Raw genomic sequence first — 19,895 nt, 5'->3', positions numbered from 1 at the left:
GCATGACCGAAGCCGCCGACACCGAAACGCCCGACGACAAGGCCGGGGCGGTCAAGGAGTTCATCGAGATCGTCAAGACGGTCGCCTACGCCCTGGCGATCGCCCTGGTGCTGCGGGTGCTGCTGTTCCAGCCGTTCACGATCCCGTCGGCGTCGATGGAGCCCAACCTCTACCAGGGCGACTACATCATCGTGTCGAAGTACAGCTACGGCTGGTCCAAGCACTCCATCCCGTTCAGCCCGCCGCTGTTCGACGGCCGCATCCTGGGCAAGGCGCCCACCCGCGGCGACATCATCGTCTTCAAGCTGCCGCGCGACCCCAATGTCGACTACATCAAGCGCCTGATCGGCCTGCCCGGCGACCGGGTGCAGGTGCGCGGCGGCGTGGTCTACATCAACGGCAAGGCCCTGCCGCGCAGAGAGATGCCCTCGGCCCTGGTCGACACCGGCTACGGCACCATCCGCGCCGGCCGCTTCGAGGAGACCAATCCCGAAGGCCGCAAGTACGCCACCCAGGACTACGGCCCCGATAGCGACGCCGACAACACGGGCGTCTATGTGGTGCCGCAGGGCTGCTACTTCTTCATGGGCGACAACCGCGACAACTCGCTGGACAGCCGCTTTGATCCGGGTGTCTCGGCCTTCAAGACCGGCCCCGGCACGTGCAAGTGGGACTACGCTAACGACCAGTACATCGGGATGCAGGAAGGCGTTGGCTTCGTGCCGGCCGAGAACCTGGTGGGCCGCGCCCAGCTGATCCTGCTGTCCTGGAACGCCGACGCCCACCTGTTCAAGCCGTGGACCTGGTTCACCGAGGCCCGGCCGAGCCGCTTCTTCCGCGTCCTGAAATGACCGATCGGCGCGCCGTCGCCGTCGGCGACCTGGAGCGCCGGATCGGCCATACGTTCCAGGATCGCCAGTTGCTGGAGCTGGCCCTGACCCACGCCAGCGTGGGCGATGGGGCCAAGAAGGCCGGCGACAACGAGGTGCTGGAGTTCATCGGCGACCGCGTGCTGGGCCTGCTGGCCGCCGAGGCCCTGGCCGAACGTTTTCCCAAGGCCAAGGAAGGCGAGCTGGCCCCACGCCTGAACGCCCTGGTCAGCCGCGAGACCTGCGCCCGGGTGTCCCGGGCCGCCAATGTCGGCCCAGCTCTGCGCCTGTCGGCCTCGTCCAGCAAGATCGGCGGCCGCGAGACCGACTCGATCCTGGCCGGCGCCGCCGAGGCGCTGATGGCGGCGCTCTACCGCGACGGCGGGTTGGAAACGGCCCGGCGGGTGTTCCTGGACCTGTGGGCCGACGAGTTCGAGCGCGCCAACCAGGGCAAGCCCCGCGATCCCAAGACCGCGCTGCAGGAATGGGCTCAGGGCAAGGGCAAGCCGCTGCCGACCTATGCGGTCAAGGACCGCAAGGGCCCCGACCACGCGCCGGTGTTCACCGTGCAGGTGACGGTGGCCGGGCTGGATCCGGTCCATGCCGAAGGCCGCTCGCGGCAGGAGGCCGAGAAGGCCGCCGCCAAGGCGCTGCTGGAGCGGGAAGGGGCGGGCGGGGCTTAGGTGCGCGTCCCGACTCGCCGCAACCGCAATATCGGCACGGCCAAACAGGGGCATGGCGTCGACAATCGCCTGGTCATCCCCTGGCCCACGTCCGAGGAGCGGGTGTGGTACGCCATGCTCGGCCCTCACCAGCGTATCCGGGTCCCGATCGCCGGCTATGAAATGCTGTTCGTGGTCGAGGAAAATCACGGTGGCTGCGTCCACGCCTGTTCGGTGGCCGACATCGCGCGGGTGCTGGAAAACCTGCCGCGCACCGACTGGGAAGACCTGGCGGCGATCGTTCTGCGACAACCCACGCGCAAAGCGCGGCTTTTGTCGCCGGTCTGGGGCCGTTTCGCCTACAGCGCCGATCTTGGCTTGCGGCGCCGATCCTCATTTTGCACGGGACCGATGGTGTTCATCGAGGCCGTTGACCCGACCAGGCCAATCGAGTGGTCCGGCGCGCTAGGGCCGGACGGTCAGGCCGAACTGGCGCGACTGGCGGAAGACGGGCACGAGGTCGAGCAGGCCGGATCACGCTGGATCGTGAGCCCCAGCCTGGAAGCGGTTCGCGCCACCCAACTGTATCGCACCCTGCCGCACGAGATTGGCCACCATGTCGATTGGCTGGAAAAGGTGGCGCGCGCGCCGGCCGATAGTCCGGACGACTGGGACGCGCGGGCAGCTGCGTTCTTTGCTCGGCCGCGCGAGGAACGTGAGGCCTTCGCCCATCGCTACGCAGACGCCGCGAACGAACGCCTGCGCCGCTTCGGTCTCGTCCCGTTCGCCCCGTTGGCCTGAAGGGCCGCCCAACTGGGGGAGGGCTTTTTCGACGCATCGGTGCTACACGCACCCGCAATGACTGACACCACCTCCCAAAACCAAAACACCCGCGCCGGGTTCGCCGCCATCATCGGCGCCCCGAACGCCGGCAAGTCCACCCTGGTCAACCGCATGGTCGGGGCCAAGGTCTCGATCGTCACCCAGAAGGTCCAGACCACGCGCTTTCCCGTGCGCGGCGTGGCCATGACCGGCCAGACCCAGATCGTCCTGGTCGACACCCCCGGCATCTTCACCCCCCGTCGCCGCCTGGACCGCGCCATGGTCCGCTCCGCCTGGAGCGGCGCCGAGGACAGCGAAGTCGTCGTCCACCTGGTCGACGTCCAGGCCGAACTGGCCGTGCGCGAGCGCCGCGCCACCCCGGGCGAGCACCGTTCCGTGCAGGACGTCCAGACCATCATCGAGGGTCTGAAGGCCGCCGGCCGCCAGGTGATCCTGGCGCTGAACAAGATCGACGGCGTCAAGCGCGAGACCCTGCTGGCCGTCACCCAGGACCTGTACGACACCGGGGTCTATTCCGAGGTGTTCATGATCAGCGCCGGCACCGGCGCAGGCGTCGACGACCTGATGGCCAAGCTGGCCTCGCTTATGCCGGAGGGGCCCTGGCTCTATCCGGAAGACCAGACCGCCGACCTGCCGGCCCGCCTGCTGGCCGCCGAGATCACCCGCGAGAAGATCTATCTGCGCGTCCACGAGGAGTTGCCCTACGCCGCCTCGGTGGAGACGACCGCCTTCGAGGAACGCGCCGACGGCAGCGCCCGCATCGAGCAGACCATCTATGTCGAGCGCGACGGCCAGCGGGCCATCGTGCTGGGCAAGGGCGGCGAGGTGATCAAGTGGATCGGCAAGGCGTCCCGCGAAGAGCTGCAGGACATCCTGGACCGCAAGATCCACCTGTTCCTGCACGTCAAGGTCAAGGAGAACTGGGCCGAGGAGCGCGGCCTGTTCAACGACATGGGCCTGGATTTCGACGTTTAGGGCGCGCTAGCGTTCGGCGCGGGGTGGCAATCCCGCGCCGAAGCGTTACCTGTAGGCCTGAGAACAGACAGGGAATATCGGCCCGTGAGCAAGCTTGACATCGCGCCCGCCCAAGCGGCCTCGCCCAGCGTTGACCTGGACGCCTATTTCGCCCGCATCGGCTATGACGGCCCGCGCGAGCCGACGCTCGGCGTGCTGCGCGCCCTGCACCAGAAGCACCCCGACGCGATTCCCTTCGAGAACCTCGACGTGCTGCTGGGCAAGGCGATCAGCCTGGATCCGGCCGAGGTCGACGCCAAGCTGATCGCGGCCGGGCGAGGGGGCTATTGCTACGAGCAGAACGGCCTGTTCAAGCGGGTGCTGACGGCCCTGGGCTTCGAGGTCACGGGGCTGATGGCGCGGGTGCTGTGGATGGTCCCCGACCACCTGCCGCCGCGCCCGCGCTCGCACATGGTGCTGGCCGTGCGGGCGCCAGGCGACGACACGACCTGGCTGGCCGACGTCGGCTTCGGCGGCTGCGTGCTGACCGGGCCGCTGGCGTTGTTCTCCGACGCGGTGCAGGCCACGCCCAACGGCGATTTCCGCATCCTGCCGATCGACGAACTGGGCGGCGAGCGGCAGGTCCAGGCCAACCTCTCGGGCCGCTGGGCGGCGACCTACCAGGTGGCGCTCGGCGCCTGGGCCGATCAGGATTACGAGCAGGCCAACTTCTACACCTACGCCCATCCCAGCTCGCACTTCACCTTCAGCCTGACGGCCGGCCGCACCACGCCGACCGCCCGCTACGCCTTGAAGAACAACCGCCTGACCTGGCGGGACGCCGGCGGGGCCCTGGTCGAGCAACGCGACCTGTCGGCCGACGAACTGGAGACGACCCTGCGCGACGTGCTGGGCCTGCCGGTCCAGCCGGCGTGGCGGCCGCTGATCGAGACGATCGTGGGCTGGGGGACCCAGGCCTAGATGGAGTGGGAAGACGAGGCCTTCGTGCTGTCGGCGCGGGTCCATGGCGAGACCGGGGCGATCGTCGAGCTCTTGACCCAGGATCGCGGCAAGTTCGCCGCCCATGTCTCGGGCGCGGCCTCGCGGCGGATGAAGCCGTTCCTGCAGGCCGGGGCCAAGGTCATCGCCCGCTATCGCGCCCGGGTCAGCGACCAGCTGGGCGCGGCCAGTCTGGAGCCGATGGGCGAGGGGCCTTCGTCGCTGTTCGACGAGCCCCTGGCCCTATCGGGGCTGTCGGCCGCCGCCGCCGTGGCCGCCGGGGCTCTGCCCGAGCGCGAGGCTCATCCGGGGGCCTTCCACGCCCTGGAGGCCCTGATCGCCGCCCTGGCTGTCCCGGCCATCTGGCCGGCGGTCTATGTGCGGTTCGAGGCCGGGCTGCTGCAGGACCTCGGCTTTGGCTTGGACCTGTCCCGATGCGCCGCCACCGGTGCGCTGGACGACCTGGTCTATGTCAGCCCGCGCACCGGCCGGGCGGTCAGCCGCGCGGCTGGCGCGCCGTACCACGACAAGCTGCTGCCGCTGCCGCCGTTCATGCTGTCGGCCCAGGGCGGGCTGGTCGACGGCGACGTCAAGGCCGGGCTCGACATCACCGGCCACTTCCTCGAGCAGTTCGTGTTCCACCCGCTGAACAAGCCGCTGCCCCCCGCCCGGGTGTGGCTGCTGGACCGGCTGGGCGAGGCGGGGCGGTTGTGAGGGTTCGCCCCCTTGCCCCCACCTGACCGCTGCGCGGTCTGTCCGCCCCCAGAGGGGGCGGAGCCTTCGCGCCTAGGCTCTTCCCCCTCCGGGGGAAGACGGTCGCGAAGCGACCCGTAGGGGGCAAGTGAGCCGTATCCCAAACTCTCGAAGCCTGCCTGCCACATCTGCTACTGTGCCTTTCACGCGTAACGAATCTCCCCGATGAACAAACCAGTCCTACCTCCCCCCGGCGGCCCGGAAGACGGCCGCATTCTCGACGAACCGCTGAGCGAGGCGCTGTCCAAGCGCTACCTGGCCTATGCGCTGTCGACGATCGGCTCGCGGGCCCTGCCCGACGTGCGCGATGGCTTGAAGCCCGTGCACCGCCGCGTGCTGCACGCGATGAACAACATGCGCCTCAACCCCGAAGGCGCCGCGCGCAAGTGCGCCAAGGTGGTCGGCGAGGTGATGGGTAACTTCCACCCGCACGGCGACCAGTCGATCTACGACGCCCTGGTCCGCCTGGCCCAGGACTTCGCCCAGCGCGTGCCGCTGGTCGACGGCCAGGGCAACTTCGGCAACATCGACGGCGATAACCCCGCCGCCATGCGCTACACCGAGTGCAAGATGACCGCCGCGGCCATGCTGCTGCTGGACGGCATCGACGAGGACGCGGTCGACTTCAAGCCGTCCTACGACGGCCAGGACGAGGAGCCGGTGGTCCTGCCGTCGGGCTTCCCCAACCTGCTGGCCAACGGCTCGTCGGGCATCGCCGTGGGCATGGCCACCTCGATCCCGCCGCACAACCCGGCCGAGCTGATCGACGCCTGCCTGCTGCTGCTGGGCAAGCCCGAGGCGACCACCGCCGAGATCCTGGAGCGCGTGCCGGGCCCCGACTTCCCGACCGGCGGTGTGATCGTCGAGTCCCGCGAGAGCCTGCTGGAGACCTACGAGACCGGTCGCGGCGGGGTGCGCACTCGCGCCCGGTGGGAGAAGGAGGACACCGGCCGCGGCACCTACCAGATCGTCGTCACCGAGATCCCGTACCAGGTGAAGAAGTCCGACCTGGTCGAGCAGCTGGCCGACCTGATCGACAGCAAGAAGGCCGCCCTGCTGGGCGACGTGCGCGACGAGAGCGCCGAGGACATCCGCCTGGTCCTCGAGCCCAAGTCCAAGAACGTCGAGCCCGAAGTGCTGATGGAGAGCCTGTTCAAGCTCTCGGCGCTGGAAAGCCGCTTCCCGGTCAACATCAACGTGCTGGACGCCAAGGGCACGCCGGGCGTGATGGGCATCAAGCAGTGCCTGATGGCCTTCCTGGCCCACCGCCGCGAGGTGCTGACCCGCCGGGCCCGCCACCGCCTGGCCAAGATCGAAGCCCGCCTGCACATCCTGGACGGCCTGCTGATCGCCTACCTCAATCTGGACGAGGTGATCCGCATCGTCCGCTACGAGGACGAGCCCAAGCAGAAGCTGATCGCCGCCTTCGCCCTGTCGGAGATCCAGGCCGACGCCATCCTCAACACCCGCCTGCGCCAGTTGGCCAAGCTGGAAGAGATGGAGATCCGCCGCGAGCACGCCGAACTGGTGGAGGAGCGCGACGGCATCCTGGGCATGCTGGCCAGTGACCGCAAGCAGTGGGACCTGGTCGGCACGGGCCTGCGCCAGGTGCGCGCCATCCTGGTCAAGATCCAGCATCCGCACGACAAGCCGCGCCCGACCGGGGTGATCGGCCGTTCGATCTTCGCGGACGCGCCGGTGGTCGACGCCGACGCCGCCCTGGAGGCGATGATCGTGCGCGAGCCGATCACCGTCATCCTCTCGGATCGCGGCTGGATTCGCGCCGCCAAGGGCAAGATCGACGACCCGTCCGAGCTGAAGTTCAAGGAAGGCGACAAGCTGGGGTTCCTGGCCCCGGCCGAGACCACTGACAAGCTGTTGCTGTTCACCAGCGACGGGCGGTTCTTCACGATCAGCTGCGCCAACCTGCCGTCGGCGCGGGGCCATGGCGAGCCCGTGCGGATGATGATCGAGCTCGACGACAAGGTGAAGATCATCGACATGTTCCCGTTCAAGGCCGGGCGCAAACGCTTCCTGGCCTCGAAACAGGGCTATGGCTTCCTGATGCCGGAGGAAGAGGCCCTGGCCAACCGCAAGGCGGGCAAGCAGGTGCTGACCGTCGACTCCGCCGGCGCCGCCTTCTGCCTGGAGGCGGTCGGCGACCAGATCGCGGTGATCGGCGACAACGGCAAGATCCTGATCTTCCCGCTGGAGGAGCTGCCGGAAATGCCGCGCGGCAAGGGCGTCAAGCTGCAGTCGTACCGTGAAGGGGGATTGCGCGACGCGATCTCGTTCACCACCGACGGCGGCGCCTTCTGGATCGACACGGCCGGTCGCCGCCGCGACTGGACCGAGTGGAAGGACTGGATCGGCCGCCGCGCCGGCGCCGGCAAGCTGTCGCCCAAGGGCTTCCCGACGTCCAAGCGGTTCCGGCCCAAGTGATGCCTCCCTCGTTCGTCATCCCGCGCGCGGCGCATTCATCCGGCCCGCCGGAGGCGTCGCGCCTTGGGTCGGTCCTGGATCTTCGCTAGTCTTGCGCCGGGATGACGCGATCTGATCACATGAACACGGTGTTCAAGCGCACCGCCAGCGCCCTGGCCGGCCTGCTGGGGCTGGCCGCCGCCGGAGCGGCGGGCGCCGCGGCCTTGCCGGTGGCCAAGCCCGAGACGGCCGGGTTCTCGGCCGAGCGGTTGCGCAAGCTGGACGAGACGATGCAGGCCCTGGTCGACCAGGGCCAGATCGCCGGCGGCGTCACGGTGCTGGGGCGCCACGGCCGGATCGTCTCGCTGAAGGCCTTCGGCAAGCGCAGCCTGGAGACCGGCGAGGCCATGCCCGCCGACGCCATCTTCCGCATCCGCTCCGAGACCAAGGCGGTCACCGGGGTGGCGATGCTGATCCTTTACCAGGAGGGCCGGTGGCGGCTCGACGATCCGGTCACCGAATATCTGCCGGAGCTGGCCGACCTGCGCGTGGCCTCGGGCGTCGACGCCCAGGGACGGCCGATCCTGACTCCGGTCAGCCGCCCGCCGACCATGCGCGAGCTGATGACCCACACGGCCGGCTTCGCCTACGGCCTGGCCGACGATCCGGCCAGCTTGGCCGACCAGGCCTATTACCGGGCCGGCGTGCTGCAGTCCGACAGCCTGGACCACATGGTCCGCAAGGTGGCCATGCTGCCGATGTACGCCCAACCGGGGGTGATGTGGCGCTACAGCGTCGCCGCCGACCTGCAGGGACTGATCGTCGAGCGCCTGACGGGCCAGACCCTGCCGGTGTTCATGGAGGAGCGGATCTTCCGTCCCCTGAAGATGAAGGACACCGCCTTCTGGGCCCCGGCCGAGAAGCTGCCGCGCCTGGCCGCCCTCTATGACGGTGATCCGGCGACGGGCAAGCTGATCCCGGCCAACGAGGGGCCGTGGCGCGACGTCTCCAGGCCGCCGCCGGCGCCGTCCGGGGGCGGGGGCCTGCTGTCCACCGCCAGCGATTTCGCCCGCTTCGCCCAGATGATCCTCAACGGCGGCGAACTGGACGGGGTGCGCATCCTGCGGCCGGAGACCGTGGCCCTGATGCGGTCCAACCACCTGCCGCCCAGCTTCCAGGTCACCACCAACGGCACGGCCGGGGTGCTGCGGCCCGACCAGAAGCCGTTTCCGTTCAGCGCCGGCATGGGCTACGGCCTGGACGTGGCCGTGGCGGTCGATCCCCGCCTGTCCGGCGCCCCGGTCGGGCCCGGCACGATCAGTTGGGGCGGCAGCGCCGGCACCTGGTTCTGGATCGACCCCAGCAACGACCTGTTCTTCATCGGCATGATCCAGCGCCTGGGCGGGGTGGGCTCGGGCCTGGACGCGACGACGCGCACGGTGGTCTACCAGGCGCTGGAACGTCCGCCGGTCAAGGAAGCGCGGCTGAACTCTTCTTCGCGATAATATGCGCGGAAAGATTACAGGTCGTTCACTCCATGAATACGACGTCATGAAGCAGACGTAACGCGTATTCGCAGAACAACCCGGTCATTCTACCTCTCGAAAGCGGCGCGAACGGCGTCGCCAGGACAGGGGAGGCGGACATGAGCCGGTTCATCGCCAGACTTTCGACGGCGGCAATTCTGGCCCTGGCGGCCTTGCCGGCCCTGGGTCTGGCGCAAGTCGCCCACGCCGCGCCGGCCAGGCCTGCGGTGCTGGCCACGATCCGGGTCGGCGACCTGGACCTTTCGCGCCCAGACGACGCCCGCCAGCTCCAGGCCCGGATCGAGGCGGCCGGCGAGAGGGTCTGCGACGCCCGCGTCCGGGCCGAAAAGCTCGACCGCTGGTCAGCCCGCGCCTGCCGCATCGACATCCGCGACGAGGTCCAGTCCAAGCTGTCGCGCGAGCAGGCCAGGGCCCTGCGGGCGATCGGCGGCTAGGCCATGAGATCCTCCCCTCGGGGAGGTGGCGGGAGCGCCGGGCGCGCCACACGGCCCGGCCGCTTTATCCCTCAGAGCGCTCACGGCGTCGCCTGTCCCCAGCCCCAAGGGGAGACGCCCCGAGGCTCCCGCCGAGTGCGTTGACGTCAGGAGCTCGTCCGGGTTCTCCAAAGTCGCCGCCGTAGGGGACATGCCCTTGCGGCGTGTCCCCAGGTCTCGCACAGGGCCTGCGGTTGGGGACACGCCGCAAGGGCGCGTCCCCAGTCGTGCGCTTATCCTTGGCCTATCGGCGACAGACACGAGCGATTTCAACGCCCTGAACTTTCTCGACCTAATTTATCCTCACCCTCCAGACCGCCCGTATCCTGATCTCACCTCGACGCAGGGAAAGGGCGCATGGCCAGCGACCGATGCGGCGGCGGGGGGCGATCGAGCGGGAAGCTCCGTCGGCGGTCCTTTTGGACCAAACCTCGCGTCTCTGGAGCCGGTCGGGCCTGGAACACAAAAACGACGTGGCGCGAGGGCTGGCGGAGCAACAGGCGGGCGGTGACGCGCTCGCGGTCCGGGACCGGGGTTCGTTGACCTGGCCCGCCCGTCGGAGGCTTCAAGGCGGCGAGGCCCGAACAGGGTTCAGCGCCGCGGGCTTCCGGATAACGACCGCGCGGAGCGATCGGGCTTCGTCGAAACGGTATTCATTTTCAAACTCCGGACGATGTCCGGCGCTCCGCGACCCTTTCCATACCTTCAGCGAGAGATCGCGTGAGGCGGCGAACACTTGCCCCCACCTGACCGCTGCGCGGTCTGTCCGCCCCCAGAGGGGGGCGGAGCCTTCGCACCGGAGCGCTCTTCCCTCTCTGGGGGAAGACGACCGCGAAGCGGCCCGTAGGGGGCAAGTGTTCGCCGCACCACGCTTTCGTTTCCGCCCCGGGCCTTCTATATCCAACCGCTCCTCGACTCCCCCGGAAGACCCATGGCCCGCATCCTGATCACCTCCGCCCTGCCGTACATCAACGGCATCAAGCACCTGGGCAACCTGGCGGGATCGATGCTGCCGGCCGACGTCTATGCCCGCTTCCAGCGCGCCCGGGGCCATGACACCCTCTACATCTGCGCCACCGACGAGCACGGCACCCCGGCCGAGCTGGCCGCCGCCGCCGCCGGCCAGGACGTGGCTGCCTACTGCGCCGAGCAGCACGTGCTGCAGCACGACGTCGGCCGCGCCTTCGGCCTGTCATGGGACCATTTCGGCCGCTCGTCCTCGCCGCAGAACCATCGCCTGACCCAGCACTTCTGTGAGGTGCTGGAAGAGCGCGGCCTGATCGAGGAACGCGTCGACCAGATGGTCTATTCCATCGACGACAAGCGCTTCCTGCCCGACCGCTACATCGAGGGCACCTGCCCGCACTGCGGCTTCGACAAGGCGCGCGGCGACCAGTGCGACAACTGCGGCAACCTGCTGGACCCCACCGAGCTGAAGGATCCCTATTCGGTGATCTCCGGCTCGCGGAACCTGGAGGTGCGCGACACCCGCCATCTCTACCTGCTGCAGACCAGGATGGCCGACCGCATCCGCGCGTGGATCGACGGCCACCCCGACTGGCAACTGCTGGCCAAGTCGATCGCCTACAAGCACCTGGACGAGGGCCTGATCGACCGCGGCATCACCCGCGACCTCAGCTGGGGCATCCCGGTGACCAAGGGCGAGTTCCCGCGCCCGGGTTTCGAGGACAAAGTCTTCTACGTCTGGTTCGACGCGCCGATCGAATATATCGCCGCCACCCAGGAATGGGCCGAAGCCGGGCCCGGCCGCGACTGGAAGTCGTGGTGGCGCACCGACGCGGGCGCGGACGACGTCCGCTACGTCCAGTTCATGGGCAAGGACAACGTCGCCTTCCACACCGTCAGCTTCCCGGCCACCATCCTCGGCTCGGAAGAGCCGTGGAAGAGCGTCGACATGCTCAAGGCGTTCAACTGGCTCAACTGGTACGGCGGCAAGTTCTCGACCTCGAACCGACGCGGCGTGTTCATGGACGCGGCCCTGGAGATCCTGCCGCCGGACCTGTGGCGCTGGTACCTGACCTCCAATTCGCCGGAGAGCAGCGACACCGCCTTCACCTGGGAGCAGTTCGCCAGCGCCGTGAACCGCGACCTGGCCGACGTGCTGGGCAATTTCGTCAACCGCATCCTAAAGTTCACCGAAGGCAAGTTCGACGGGGTGATCCCCGAGGGCGGGACGCCCGGTCCGCTGGAGGAGAAGCTCTACGCCGACGTCTCGGCCCGCCTGGCCGATCTCGCCGAGCAGATGGACGCCATCGAGGTGCGCAAGAGCGCCCAGGCCCTGCGGGCGCTGTGGGTGGTCGGCAACGAATACCTGCAGGAAGCCGCCCCGTGGACGGCGATCAAGACCGACCGCGACCGCGCCGCCGTGATCGTCCGCACCGCCCTGAACCTGGCGGCCCTGTACGCCCGAATCTCCGCCCCGTTCATCCCGTTCGCCGCCGAGAAGATCGCCGAGGCCTTCCAGCTGGCCTGGCCGCCGGCCTGGCCGACCACCGACGCCGCCGCCGAACTGTCGAGCCTGCCGGTCGGCCTGCCGGTTCGCGCGCCCGAGGTGCTGTTCAAGAAGATCGAGGACGAGCAGATCGCCGACTGGACCGCGCGGTTCGGCGGGGCGGAGTAGGCGAAAGACGGGGGAGGGAGCGCTGGTGAAGGTCTCCCCCCGCTTCCTGTCCGCCCAGGCCCGCCTGGGCCTGTTCTATGTCGTCTCTTATCTCGGCACCGGCGTCAGCCTGCCGTACATCGCCACCTATTTCCGCTCGCGCGGCCTGAGCGGGGCCGAGATCGGGGCGGTCCTGGCCGTGCCCCTGCTGGCCAGGCCCTTCCTCGGACCAGGACTGGCGGTGTGGGCCGACGGCTTCACCCTGCGCCGCACGCCCCTGGCGCTGCTGGCCCTGGGCGCGGCGGCCGGCTACCTGGCCATGGCGTTCGCCTCGGGCTTCTGGGGTCTGCTGGCCTGCTGGCTGGTCGGCATGACCTGTCTGACCACCCTGACGCCACTGATCGACGTGATCACCCTGCGGCGCTCGCGGCTGGACGGCTTCAACTACGGCGTGCCGCGCGGCGCGGGCTCGGCCGCCTTCATCGTCGCCAACCTGGCCATGGGCGCGATCCTGGCGGTCATGGCGCCCAGCGTCATCGCCGCCTGGATCACCGCGGCGGCGATCGGCGTGGCCCTGGTCTCGGTGCTGGTCCTGCCGCCCGACCGCGTCCTCGAGGTGGGGGTCGCCAAGCTCGGCCGGGCCGAACGCTGGAAGGGCCTGGGCGGCCTGCTGCGCGACCGCACCTTCGTGCTGGCCGTGATCACCGCAGGCCTGATCCAGGGCGCGCATGCCTTCTACTACGGCTTCTCGGCCTTGCTCTGGCGCAAGCAGGGCGTGCCCGACCCGATGATCGGCGTGCTGTGGGGCGTCGGCGTGGCCGTCGAGGTCGGCTTCATGTGGTTCGCCGAGCCGTGGCGGCGCAAGATGGGACCGGAGAAGCTGCTGGTGCTCGGCGGCGGCGCGGCCTTGCTGCGCTGGACCGCCTACGCCTTCGCCCCGCCGCTGTGGCTGCTGTTCCCGCTGCAGGCCCTGCACGCCCTGACCTTCGCGGCCAGCTTCATGGCCTCGCTGCGGCTGATCGAGCGCCTGGCCCCGCCGCAAAGCGCCTCGGCCGCCCAGGCGATCAACTCGGCCCTGTCGGCCGGCTTCATGCTGGGCGTCGGCACCCTGGCCTCGGGCCCGCTGTTCGACGCCTTCGGGACCCGGGGCTACCTGGCCATGGCGGCGATGGGCGGCCTGGGGCTGATCGGGGCGATCACGCTTCTAAGGCGGACACGTTGAATGGTCGTCCTCGTCCTTCGACAAGCTCAGGATGAGGACGAATTCGCCGCGTCAGATCTCGTAATCGATCTCGCCTTCGAGCCAGGCGACGATGCGTTCGGCGGCTTGGACGGGGTCCATCCTGGTGGTGTCGATCACCAGTTCGGGGTGCTCTGGGGCTTCGTAGGGGCTGTCGATGCCGGTGAAGTTCTTCAGCTGTCCGGCGCGGGCCTTTTTGTAGAGGCCCTTGACGTCGCGCTGCTCGGCGACGGCCAGGGGGGTGTCGACGAAGACCTCGACGAACTCGCCGTCGTCGAGGATCTCGCGGGCCAGGCGGCGCTCGGCGCGGAACGGCGAGATGAAGGCGGTCAGGACGATCAGGCCGGCGTCGACCATCAGCTTGGCGACCTCGGCGACCCGGCGGATGTTCTCCACCCGGTCCTCCTCGGTGAAGCCCAGGTTGCGGTTGAGGCCGTGGCGGACATTGTCGCCGTCCAGCAGGTAGGTGTGGCGGCCAAGCGCGTGCAGGCGCTTTTCCACCAGGTTGGCGATGGTCGACTTGCCCGCCCCCGACAGGCCCGTCAGCCACACCACCCGGCCGCGCTGGCCCTTCAGGGCCGCCCGCGAGGCCTTGCCCACGTCGGTGTGCTGCCAGTGGATGTTGTCGGCCCGGCGCAGGGCGAAGTTGATCAGCCCCGCCCCGACGGTGCGGTTGCTGATCCGGTCGATCAGGATGAACCCGCCCAGGTCGCGGTTTTGGGCGTAGGGCTCGAACGGGATGGCCTGGTCCAGCGACAGGTTGACCAGGCCGATCTCGTTGAGCTCCAGCTTCTTGGCGGCCAGGTGCTCCAGGGTGTTGACGTTCACCCGGTGCTTGATCTCCGTGACGCTGGCCCCGACCATCCGGGTTCCGATCTTCAGCAGGTAGGCGCGGCCCGGCGGCAGGGGCTCGTCGTCCATCCACACCACGGTGGCCTCGAACTGGCCGGACACGGCGACCGGGTCGTCGGCGGCCACCAGGATGTCGCCGCGGCTGACGTCGATCTCGTCGGCCAGGGTGATCGTCACCGACTGGCCGGCATAGGCCTCGGGCAGGTCGTCGGGCTTGGTGACGATGCGGGCCACGGTGCTCTGGCGGCCGGACGGCAGGGACCGGACCTTGTCGCCGGGCTTGACGGTCCCGGCGGCGATCTGGCCCGAGAAGCCGCGGAAGTCGAGGTTGGGCCGGTTGACCCACTGCACGGGCATGCGGAACGATTGGCTGCGCAGGTCGTCCTCGACCTGCACCCCCTCCAGCCAGTCCATCAGGATCGGCCCCTGATACCACGGCGAGTCCTCGCCGCGGCTGGCCATGTTGGCCCCGGTCAGGCCCGAGATCGGGATCGGGGTGAACACCTCCAGGCCGATCTGGTCGGCGAAGGCGCGGTAGTCGGCGACGATGGCCTCGAACCGGGCCGGGTCCCAGCCGACCAGGTCCATCTTGTTGACCGCCAGCACCACGTGGCGGATGCCCAGCAGCTTGACCAGATAGGAGTGGCGGCGGGTCTGGGTCAGCACGCCCTTGCGCGCATCGATCAGGATCACCGCGGCGTCGGCGGTCGAGGCGCCGGTGACCATGTTGCGGGTATATTGCTCGTGGCCGGGGGTGTCGGCGACGATGAACTTGCGCTTGTCGGTGGAAAAGAAGCGGTAGGCCACGTCGATGGTGATGCCCTGCTCGCGCTCGGCGGCCAGGCCGTCGACCAGCAGGGCGAAGTCGATCGCCCCGCCTTGGGTGCCCACCCGCCGGCTGTCGGCTTCGAGGGCGGCCATCTGGTCCTCGAAGATCATCTTGCTGTCGTAGAGCAGCCGGCCGATCAGGGTCGACTTGCCGTCGTCCACCGACCCGCAGGTGATGAAGCGCAGCAGCGACTTGTGCTGGTGGGCGACCAGATAGGCGTCGATGTCGTCGGCGATCAGGTCGGAGGGCTTGTAGACCGTGTTTTGAACTGCGGCGGTCATCTAGAAATAGCCTTCCTGCTTCTTCTTCTCCATCGAGGCGGACTGGTCATGGTCGATGACCCGGCCCTGGCGCTCGCTGGTGGTGGTCAGCAGCATCTCCTGGATCACTTCGGGTAGGGTGGCCGCGGTGCTCTCCACCGCCCCGGTCAGCGGGTAGCAGCCCAGGGTGCGGAACCGCACGCTCTTCATCTGCGGGACCTCGCCGGGGCGCAGCCGGAAGCGCTCGTCGTCGACCATGATCAGCGAGCCGTCGCGCTCGACCACCGGCCGCTCGGCGGCGAAGTACAGCGGCACGATCGGGATGTTCTCCAGGTGGATGTATTGCCAGACATCCAGCTCGGTCCAGTTGGAGATCGGGAACACCCGCAGGCTCTCGCCCGGGTGCTTGCGGGTGTTGTACAGCTTCCACAGCTCGGGCCGCTGGTCCTTGGGGTCCCAGCGCTGCTCGGCGGTGCGGAAGCTGAACACCCGCTCCTTGGCCCGGCTCTTCTCCTCGTCGCGCCGCGCCCCGCCGAACGCGGCGTCGAAGCCATGCTTGGCCAGGGCCTGCTTGAGGCCCTCGGTCTTCCACAGATCCGTGTGCAGGGCGCTGCCGTGGTCGAACGGGTTGATCCCCCGCGCCAGCGCGTCAGGGTTCTTGTGGACCAGCAGCTCAAAGCCCAGCTGCGCGGCGATGGTGTCGCGCAGGTCGTACATGGCCCGGAACTTCCAGGTGGTGTCCACATGCAGCAGCGGGAACGGCGGCTTGGACGGATAGAACGCCTTGGCCGCCAGGTGCAGCATCACCGCGCTGTCCTTGCCGATCGAATACAGCATCACCGGCTTCTCGCACTCGGCCGCCACCTCCCGAAGAATGTGGATGCTCTCCGCCTCCAGTCGCTGCAAATGCGTCAGACGCGCAGCCGACAGGGCGGGGGAGCTGGCGGGAGCGTTCATGGACGGGTCCGCAAAGGCGTCGTGCGACAGCGAGGCGACTGGGGTAGGGGGCAAAACGCGTATCCGCAAATGGAAAGCTCCGCCGACGCACGAAAGCGCGTCGACGGGGCGGTGATCCTGAGCCTGGACCTAGGTCTCGCGGGGGCGGCGGGCAAGGCGGGGAAATCTGCAGGCGCTGTGAGCTTCGGTGGAGCCTCCCCTGTCGCCTGGCGTGGCGAGCGGCGCCGTTTCATGACCAAAAGTTCATTCGCGCAGGGTGGCGAAGCGGCGCATAACGCTGCTATCGGAAAATGGGCTTCCCGATGTCATCCCTGGCCGAATTCATCGCCGCGATCATGCTCTGGCTTTCCTCGATGGCGCTTTGCCAATTCGGCATGGCCGTCGAGCACCAGGCCAAGTCGCCGCCCAAGGCCGAGCGGGTCGTCGCCCGGAGCCCGCGTCAGCAGGCCGTCCAGGCCGTCGAGCATTGCCCCCGCCTACGCACGGCCGAGATCAACGCCTAGGCTTTCACCGCGCCAACCCCTGCCCAGGATGGGAAATCCGGCGGAAGCCGCTATGCGCGCGGGCTTTTCACCGCTAGGTTTATTTGTTGCGTGCGAGAGGGGCGTCCGCGCGGCGATGTTCATCCGGCCCCGAGCCGTTTCGCCCTGGGACTATGGCTGCGTATGAAGCCTAAGAAGCGCCAACCGCTTGATTTCACCGGCATTCCGATGGAGCCGCCGGTCGAGGACGCTGGTCGTCCGGCGCAGGCGGAAGTTCAGCCCGATCCGGATGCGCCGGTCAGCGAACCGGACCTCGATCTCGATATCGCCGCCGTCCCCGACGCGTCGCCCCCGCCGATTCTGGGCCGCGGTCCCCTGGACCTTGGCCCCGAGCCCGCGCCGGAACCCTTGCCCGAACCGGTTCCCGAAGCCCCTCGCGTCAGCGCCAGGCGCGGCTTCTTCGGCGCCTCCAAGTCCGCGCCCCAGCCGGTCACCGAGACGTTCGAGCCGGTTGAACCGCCAAAGGCCGATATCGCAACCCCCGAACCTGAAGCGGTGATCCAGCCGGGGTCGCCGCTCAAATCGAATTTCAAGCCGCCCGAGCCCGAGGCGGATCCCGCACCCTTCGCGCCGGCCCGTGGTCGACGCAGCGCGCCTATCGAGGCTGAACCCCTGGCCCCGCTGCCCTCGTTCCTGACGGCGCCCGTGGCGACCCAGGCGGCTCAGCCACCGGCCCCGGTGGTCGGACCCGAGCCGCCCGCCGCCTCCAGGCGGTTCGAGGCGGCGGTCTCCAAGCCTCCCGAACCTCCGCCCGTCACGCCGTTGTCCACGGCCCGAGAAGGCAAGAAGCCGATGCCCGCGCCGCTGTTCTGGAGCCTGGCGGTCGCCGCCGCGGCGCTCTGGACGCTGGGGCCGATCACCTTCGCGCTGGGCTATGGCGCCGGCGTACCGGCCCTGAAGGTCGACCAGTTCGCTCTGATGGTGTTCGCCGCCCTGGCTGTGGGCCCGGCCGCCTTCACCCTGCTGGGCGCCTACATGCTGCGCCAGGCCATGGGGATCTCGGCCGAGCTGAAACACACCCGGATCATGACCGACCGCCTGGTCAGTCCGGCGGCCCTGGCCGCCGCCGGCGTCGAGGGCGTGGTCGGCGGCATCCGGGAACAGATCGACGCCGCGACGGTCGCCGCCGAGGCGGCGCGCGTACGGGTCCAGGAACTGCGGGAGGCCCTGGCCGAGGAGACCCTCGCCCTGGCCCAGACCACCAGCGAGTCGGCGCGGATGGTCCAGCAGCTGTCCGAAGGCTTGGGTCACGAGCGCCAGGCCATGCACGCGCTGTCCACCACGCTGGACGCCCAGTCCACGGCCGTGGTCGACGCCATCGGCAGCCAGGCGCGCATGGTCGCCGAGGCGTCCGATCTGGCCGAGACCCAGCTTCGCGAGGCCGAGGCCGCCCTGGCCGCCCGCGCCGCCGACCTGGCCGCAGCCGCCGCCGAAGCGTCCGACGCCGCGCGGGTCGGGGCCGAGGATCTGTCGCGCCAGATCGCCCGCCTGGAGACCGCCGGCCAGGGCGTCGGCGACCAGATGAGCGCGGTCGAGCGCAACCTAGCGGCCCAGCGCGCCGCCCTGGTCGCCGCCAGCCAGTCGCTGCGCACCGACCAGGAGGACTTCGCCGCCGAGACCGAGACCCGCACCGCCCAACTGACCGAGTTCATCGGCCACACCCGGGCCGGCGCGACCGAGATGAGCGACATGGCGGCCATGGGCGCGGAGGTGCTGCGCGGCCTGATCGGCGCCGCGGCCCAGCAGTTGCGCGAGGTCGCCGAGACGGCCCGCGCCGAACGCGAGGCCCTGGCGGCCGAGACCTCTAGCGCCATCGCCGCCTTGGCCAGCGCCGCCGGCGGCCAGCGCGCCGATCTGGAAGGAGCCCTGATCCAGGCCATGAACGCCATGGCCGAGGCGGCTCGCAGAGCCAATGAAGGCGTCGAGCAGCGCGTCGAGGCCGCGCGCGTCCGCGTCGACCAGCTCAACGAGATCGCCTTCGCCGCCGGCCAGAAGGCCGACACGGTGTTCGAGTCGCGGATGGACGAGGCTCGTGACTTGATCGAGCAGTCGGCCCAGGTGGTCGAGCAGGCCGGCGCCCGCACGGCCCAGAAGTTGTCCGAAAGCGTCGAGACCGCGCGAGGCGCCATCGCCGAGATGGAGGCCATGCTGGCCGATGTCGGCCGTCGCACCGCCGACCTGCCGGCCGAGGCCCTGGCCCGCGCCAACGAGGCCCGGGCCCAGATCGAGCAGGGCATCGAAGACCTGCGGAGCGCGGCGCGGCGGACGGCCGAGGAGACCGCGGCGATCGACCAGGCGTTCCAGGAGCGTGTGCGCCGCAACTACGACATGCTCAGCGAGGCGGTCGTGCGCATGAACGCCGCCCCGCCCGCCGGCCCCTCCGCCGCGACGCCCTCCCGCGCGCCGCCGCCGCTGAGCCGCCAAGTGCAGGCCGCGCCACCGCAGCCGCCGCCCGTGCCGCCGCCGGCGCCCACGCTGGCCCCCAAGCCGGCCAACGAGCCCGGCGCCGAGGAGCCCAGTCTGCGTCCACGCCTGCGCCTGACACCCACAGCGACGGACGACGAGTTCCGCTCGGTGTTCGACGCGGCCGGCGGCCGCACGGCCGCGCCCGCGCCGCCCCCTGGCGACAGGGCGGAACCGCATGCCCAAGGGAGCGGCCTGTCGTGGCGCAACCTGCTGTCGGGCCTGGAAAGCGCGGCCCCGGGCGACGCCGCCCTGGGCGAGAAGATGGCCGGCGAGATCCTCGCCATGGGCATCGATCCGACCGCGCTGCTGCCGCGCGCCCGCATCGACGAGATCGCCGCCACGATCCAGACCCACGACGAAAGCGGCGCGCGCGAGGTGGTCAAGAAACTGGCCCCGGCCGCGATCCGACGCCTGGTGCGTCGCCTGTTCTCCGACGCGCCGCTGCGGGCCGAGGCCGAACGCTTCCTGCGTCGCTACGCCGGGATGATGGACGAGGCTTCCGAGCAGGATCGCGAAGGCTTCCTGGTGGCGGCCCTGCTGTCGTCGGACGCCGGCCGCGCCTACCTGCTGCTGGACGCCGCTTTCGGGGACCTGGCTTAAGAGAATGG

General features: G+C 69.6%; 15 protein-coding genes and 1 pseudogene. 13 read left to right on the top strand and 3 right to left on the bottom strand.

Annotation, left to right across the window (positions count from 1 at the left end; translation table 11 throughout):
* Positions 1-2 precede the first annotated feature (2 nt).
* The 9 genes from lepB to G3M57_RS15815 all read left to right on the top strand — a co-directional run bounded on the left by lepB (position 3) and on the right by G3M57_RS15815 (position 9,482).
* The gene (gene lepB, locus G3M57_RS15855) at positions 3-851 is read left to right on the top strand and encodes a signal peptidase I (RefSeq protein WP_163231669.1); all 849 of its coding nucleotides are present in this window, start codon (positions 3-5) and stop codon (positions 849-851) included.
* Complete coding sequence (rnc, locus tag G3M57_RS15850; RefSeq protein WP_163231667.1) at positions 848-1,552, top strand: ribonuclease III; 705 nt, start codon at positions 848-850, stop codon at positions 1,550-1,552. The genes lepB and rnc overlap by 4 nt, the downstream gene beginning before the upstream one ends.
* A 114-nt stretch (positions 1,553-1,666) precedes the next feature.
* The gene (locus G3M57_RS15845) at positions 1,667-2,332 is read left to right on the top strand and encodes a hypothetical protein (RefSeq protein WP_163231665.1); all 666 of its coding nucleotides are present in this window, start codon (positions 1,667-1,669) and stop codon (positions 2,330-2,332) included.
* 57 nt (positions 2,333-2,389) lie between these two features.
* Positions 2,390-3,349, top strand: coding sequence for a GTPase Era (era, locus tag G3M57_RS15840; protein WP_163231663.1), 960 nt, complete (start codon positions 2,390-2,392; stop codon positions 3,347-3,349).
* 84 nt (positions 3,350-3,433) lie between these two features.
* Positions 3,434-4,309 (top strand): arylamine N-acetyltransferase family protein, encoded by an 876-nt coding sequence (locus G3M57_RS15835; protein WP_163231661.1) that lies wholly within the window; start codon positions 3,434-3,436, stop codon positions 4,307-4,309.
* A complete protein-coding gene (gene recO / locus G3M57_RS15830; protein ID WP_163231659.1) occupies positions 4,310-5,041 on the top strand; it encodes a DNA repair protein RecO in 732 nt (243 codons plus the stop codon).
* Between the two features lie 204 nt (positions 5,042-5,245).
* Complete coding sequence (parC, locus tag G3M57_RS15825; protein ID WP_163231657.1) at positions 5,246-7,522, top strand: DNA topoisomerase IV subunit A; 2,277 nt, start codon at positions 5,246-5,248, stop codon at positions 7,520-7,522.
* Positions 7,523-7,641: 119 nt separating this feature from the next.
* Complete coding sequence (locus G3M57_RS15820) at positions 7,642-9,006, top strand: serine hydrolase domain-containing protein (RefSeq protein WP_163231655.1); 1,365 nt, start codon at positions 7,642-7,644, stop codon at positions 9,004-9,006.
* 140 nt (positions 9,007-9,146) lie between these two features.
* Positions 9,147-9,482, top strand: a complete 336-nt coding sequence (locus tag G3M57_RS15815) for a UrcA family protein (RefSeq protein WP_163231653.1) — start codon at positions 9,147-9,149, stop codon at positions 9,480-9,482.
* Positions 9,483-10,129: 647 nt separating this feature from the next.
* Here the strand turns inward: G3M57_RS15815 and G3M57_RS27980 are convergent.
* Positions 10,130-10,222, bottom strand: a pseudogene (locus tag G3M57_RS27980) (hypothetical protein); the annotation flags it as partial.
* Between the two features lie 230 nt (positions 10,223-10,452).
* Here G3M57_RS27980 and metG point away from each other — a divergent pair.
* The gene (gene metG / locus G3M57_RS15810; protein ID WP_163231651.1) at positions 10,453-12,162 is read left to right on the top strand and encodes a methionine--tRNA ligase; all 1,710 of its coding nucleotides are present in this window, start codon (positions 10,453-10,455) and stop codon (positions 12,160-12,162) included.
* A 25-nt stretch (positions 12,163-12,187) separates the two neighbouring features.
* Positions 12,188-13,363 (top strand): MFS transporter, encoded by a 1,176-nt coding sequence (locus tag G3M57_RS15805; protein WP_230983981.1) that lies wholly within the window; start codon positions 12,188-12,190, stop codon positions 13,361-13,363.
* 51 nt (positions 13,364-13,414) lie between these two features.
* Here the strand turns inward: G3M57_RS15805 and cysN are convergent, their stop codons facing one another.
* Positions 13,415-15,343 carry a sulfate adenylyltransferase subunit CysN gene (gene cysN / locus G3M57_RS15800; protein ID WP_163231649.1) on the bottom strand — a complete coding sequence of 643 codons (1,929 nt, stop codon included), beginning with the start codon at positions 15,341-15,343 and terminating at the stop codon, positions 13,415-13,417.
* Entirely contained in the window at positions 15,344-16,279 is a 936-nt protein-coding gene (gene cysD / locus G3M57_RS15795; protein ID WP_163231647.1) for a sulfate adenylyltransferase subunit CysD, read from the bottom strand.
* A gap of 302 nt (positions 16,280-16,581) precedes the next feature.
* On the opposite strand from cysD, the gene G3M57_RS15790 reads away from it, so the two are divergent.
* Entirely contained in the window at positions 16,582-16,782 is a 201-nt protein-coding gene (locus G3M57_RS15790) for a hypothetical protein (RefSeq protein ID WP_156402190.1), read from the top strand.
* A gap of 162 nt (positions 16,783-16,944) precedes the next feature.
* Positions 16,945-19,887 carry a coiled-coil domain-containing protein gene (locus G3M57_RS15785; protein ID WP_163231645.1) on the top strand — a complete coding sequence of 981 codons (2,943 nt, stop codon included), beginning with the start codon at positions 16,945-16,947 and terminating at the stop codon, positions 19,885-19,887.
* The last annotated feature ends 8 nt before the right edge of the window (positions 19,888-19,895 follow it).

This window comes from Caulobacter rhizosphaerae, assembly GCF_010977555.1.
Lineage (GTDB): Bacteria > Pseudomonadota > Alphaproteobacteria > Caulobacterales > Caulobacteraceae > Caulobacter > Caulobacter rhizosphaerae.
The sequence above is the reverse complement of the archived record's forward strand: the minus strand, read 5'-3'. Positions and strand labels throughout refer to the sequence as shown.

Bases quoted from the DNA above. Each gene is read 5' to 3' on its own strand.
- G3M57_RS15820 (WP_163231655.1), top strand. From the start codon at position 7,642: ATGAACACGGTGTTCAAGCGCACCGCCAGCGCCCTGGCCGGCCTGCTG.
- metG (WP_163231651.1), top strand. From the start codon at position 10,453: ATGGCCCGCATCCTGATCACCTCCGCCCTGCCGTACATCAACGGCATC.
- lepB (WP_163231669.1), top strand. From the start codon at position 3: ATGACCGAAGCCGCCGACACCGAAACGCCCGACGACAAGGCCGGGGCG.
- recO (WP_163231659.1), top strand. From the start codon at position 4,310: ATGGAGTGGGAAGACGAGGCCTTCGTGCTGTCGGCGCGGGTCCATGGC.
- G3M57_RS15785 (WP_163231645.1), top strand. From the start codon at position 16,945: ATGAAGCCTAAGAAGCGCCAACCGCTTGATTTCACCGGCATTCCGATG.
- G3M57_RS15790 (WP_156402190.1), top strand. From the start codon at position 16,582: ATGTCATCCCTGGCCGAATTCATCGCCGCGATCATGCTCTGGCTTTCC.
- rnc (WP_163231667.1), top strand. From the start codon at position 848: ATGACCGATCGGCGCGCCGTCGCCGTCGGCGACCTGGAGCGCCGGATC.
- parC (WP_163231657.1), top strand. From the start codon at position 5,246: ATGAACAAACCAGTCCTACCTCCCCCCGGCGGCCCGGAAGACGGCCGC.
- G3M57_RS15845 (WP_163231665.1), top strand. From the start codon at position 1,667: ATGCTCGGCCCTCACCAGCGTATCCGGGTCCCGATCGCCGGCTATGAA.
- cysD (WP_163231647.1), bottom strand. From the start codon at position 16,279: ATGAACGCTCCCGCCAGCTCCCCCGCCCTGTCGGCTGCGCGTCTGACG.
- G3M57_RS15815 (WP_163231653.1), top strand. From the start codon at position 9,147: ATGAGCCGGTTCATCGCCAGACTTTCGACGGCGGCAATTCTGGCCCTG.
- era (WP_163231663.1), top strand. From the start codon at position 2,390: ATGACTGACACCACCTCCCAAAACCAAAACACCCGCGCCGGGTTCGCC.
- cysN (WP_163231649.1), bottom strand. From the start codon at position 15,343: ATGACCGCCGCAGTTCAAAACACGGTCTACAAGCCCTCCGACCTGATC.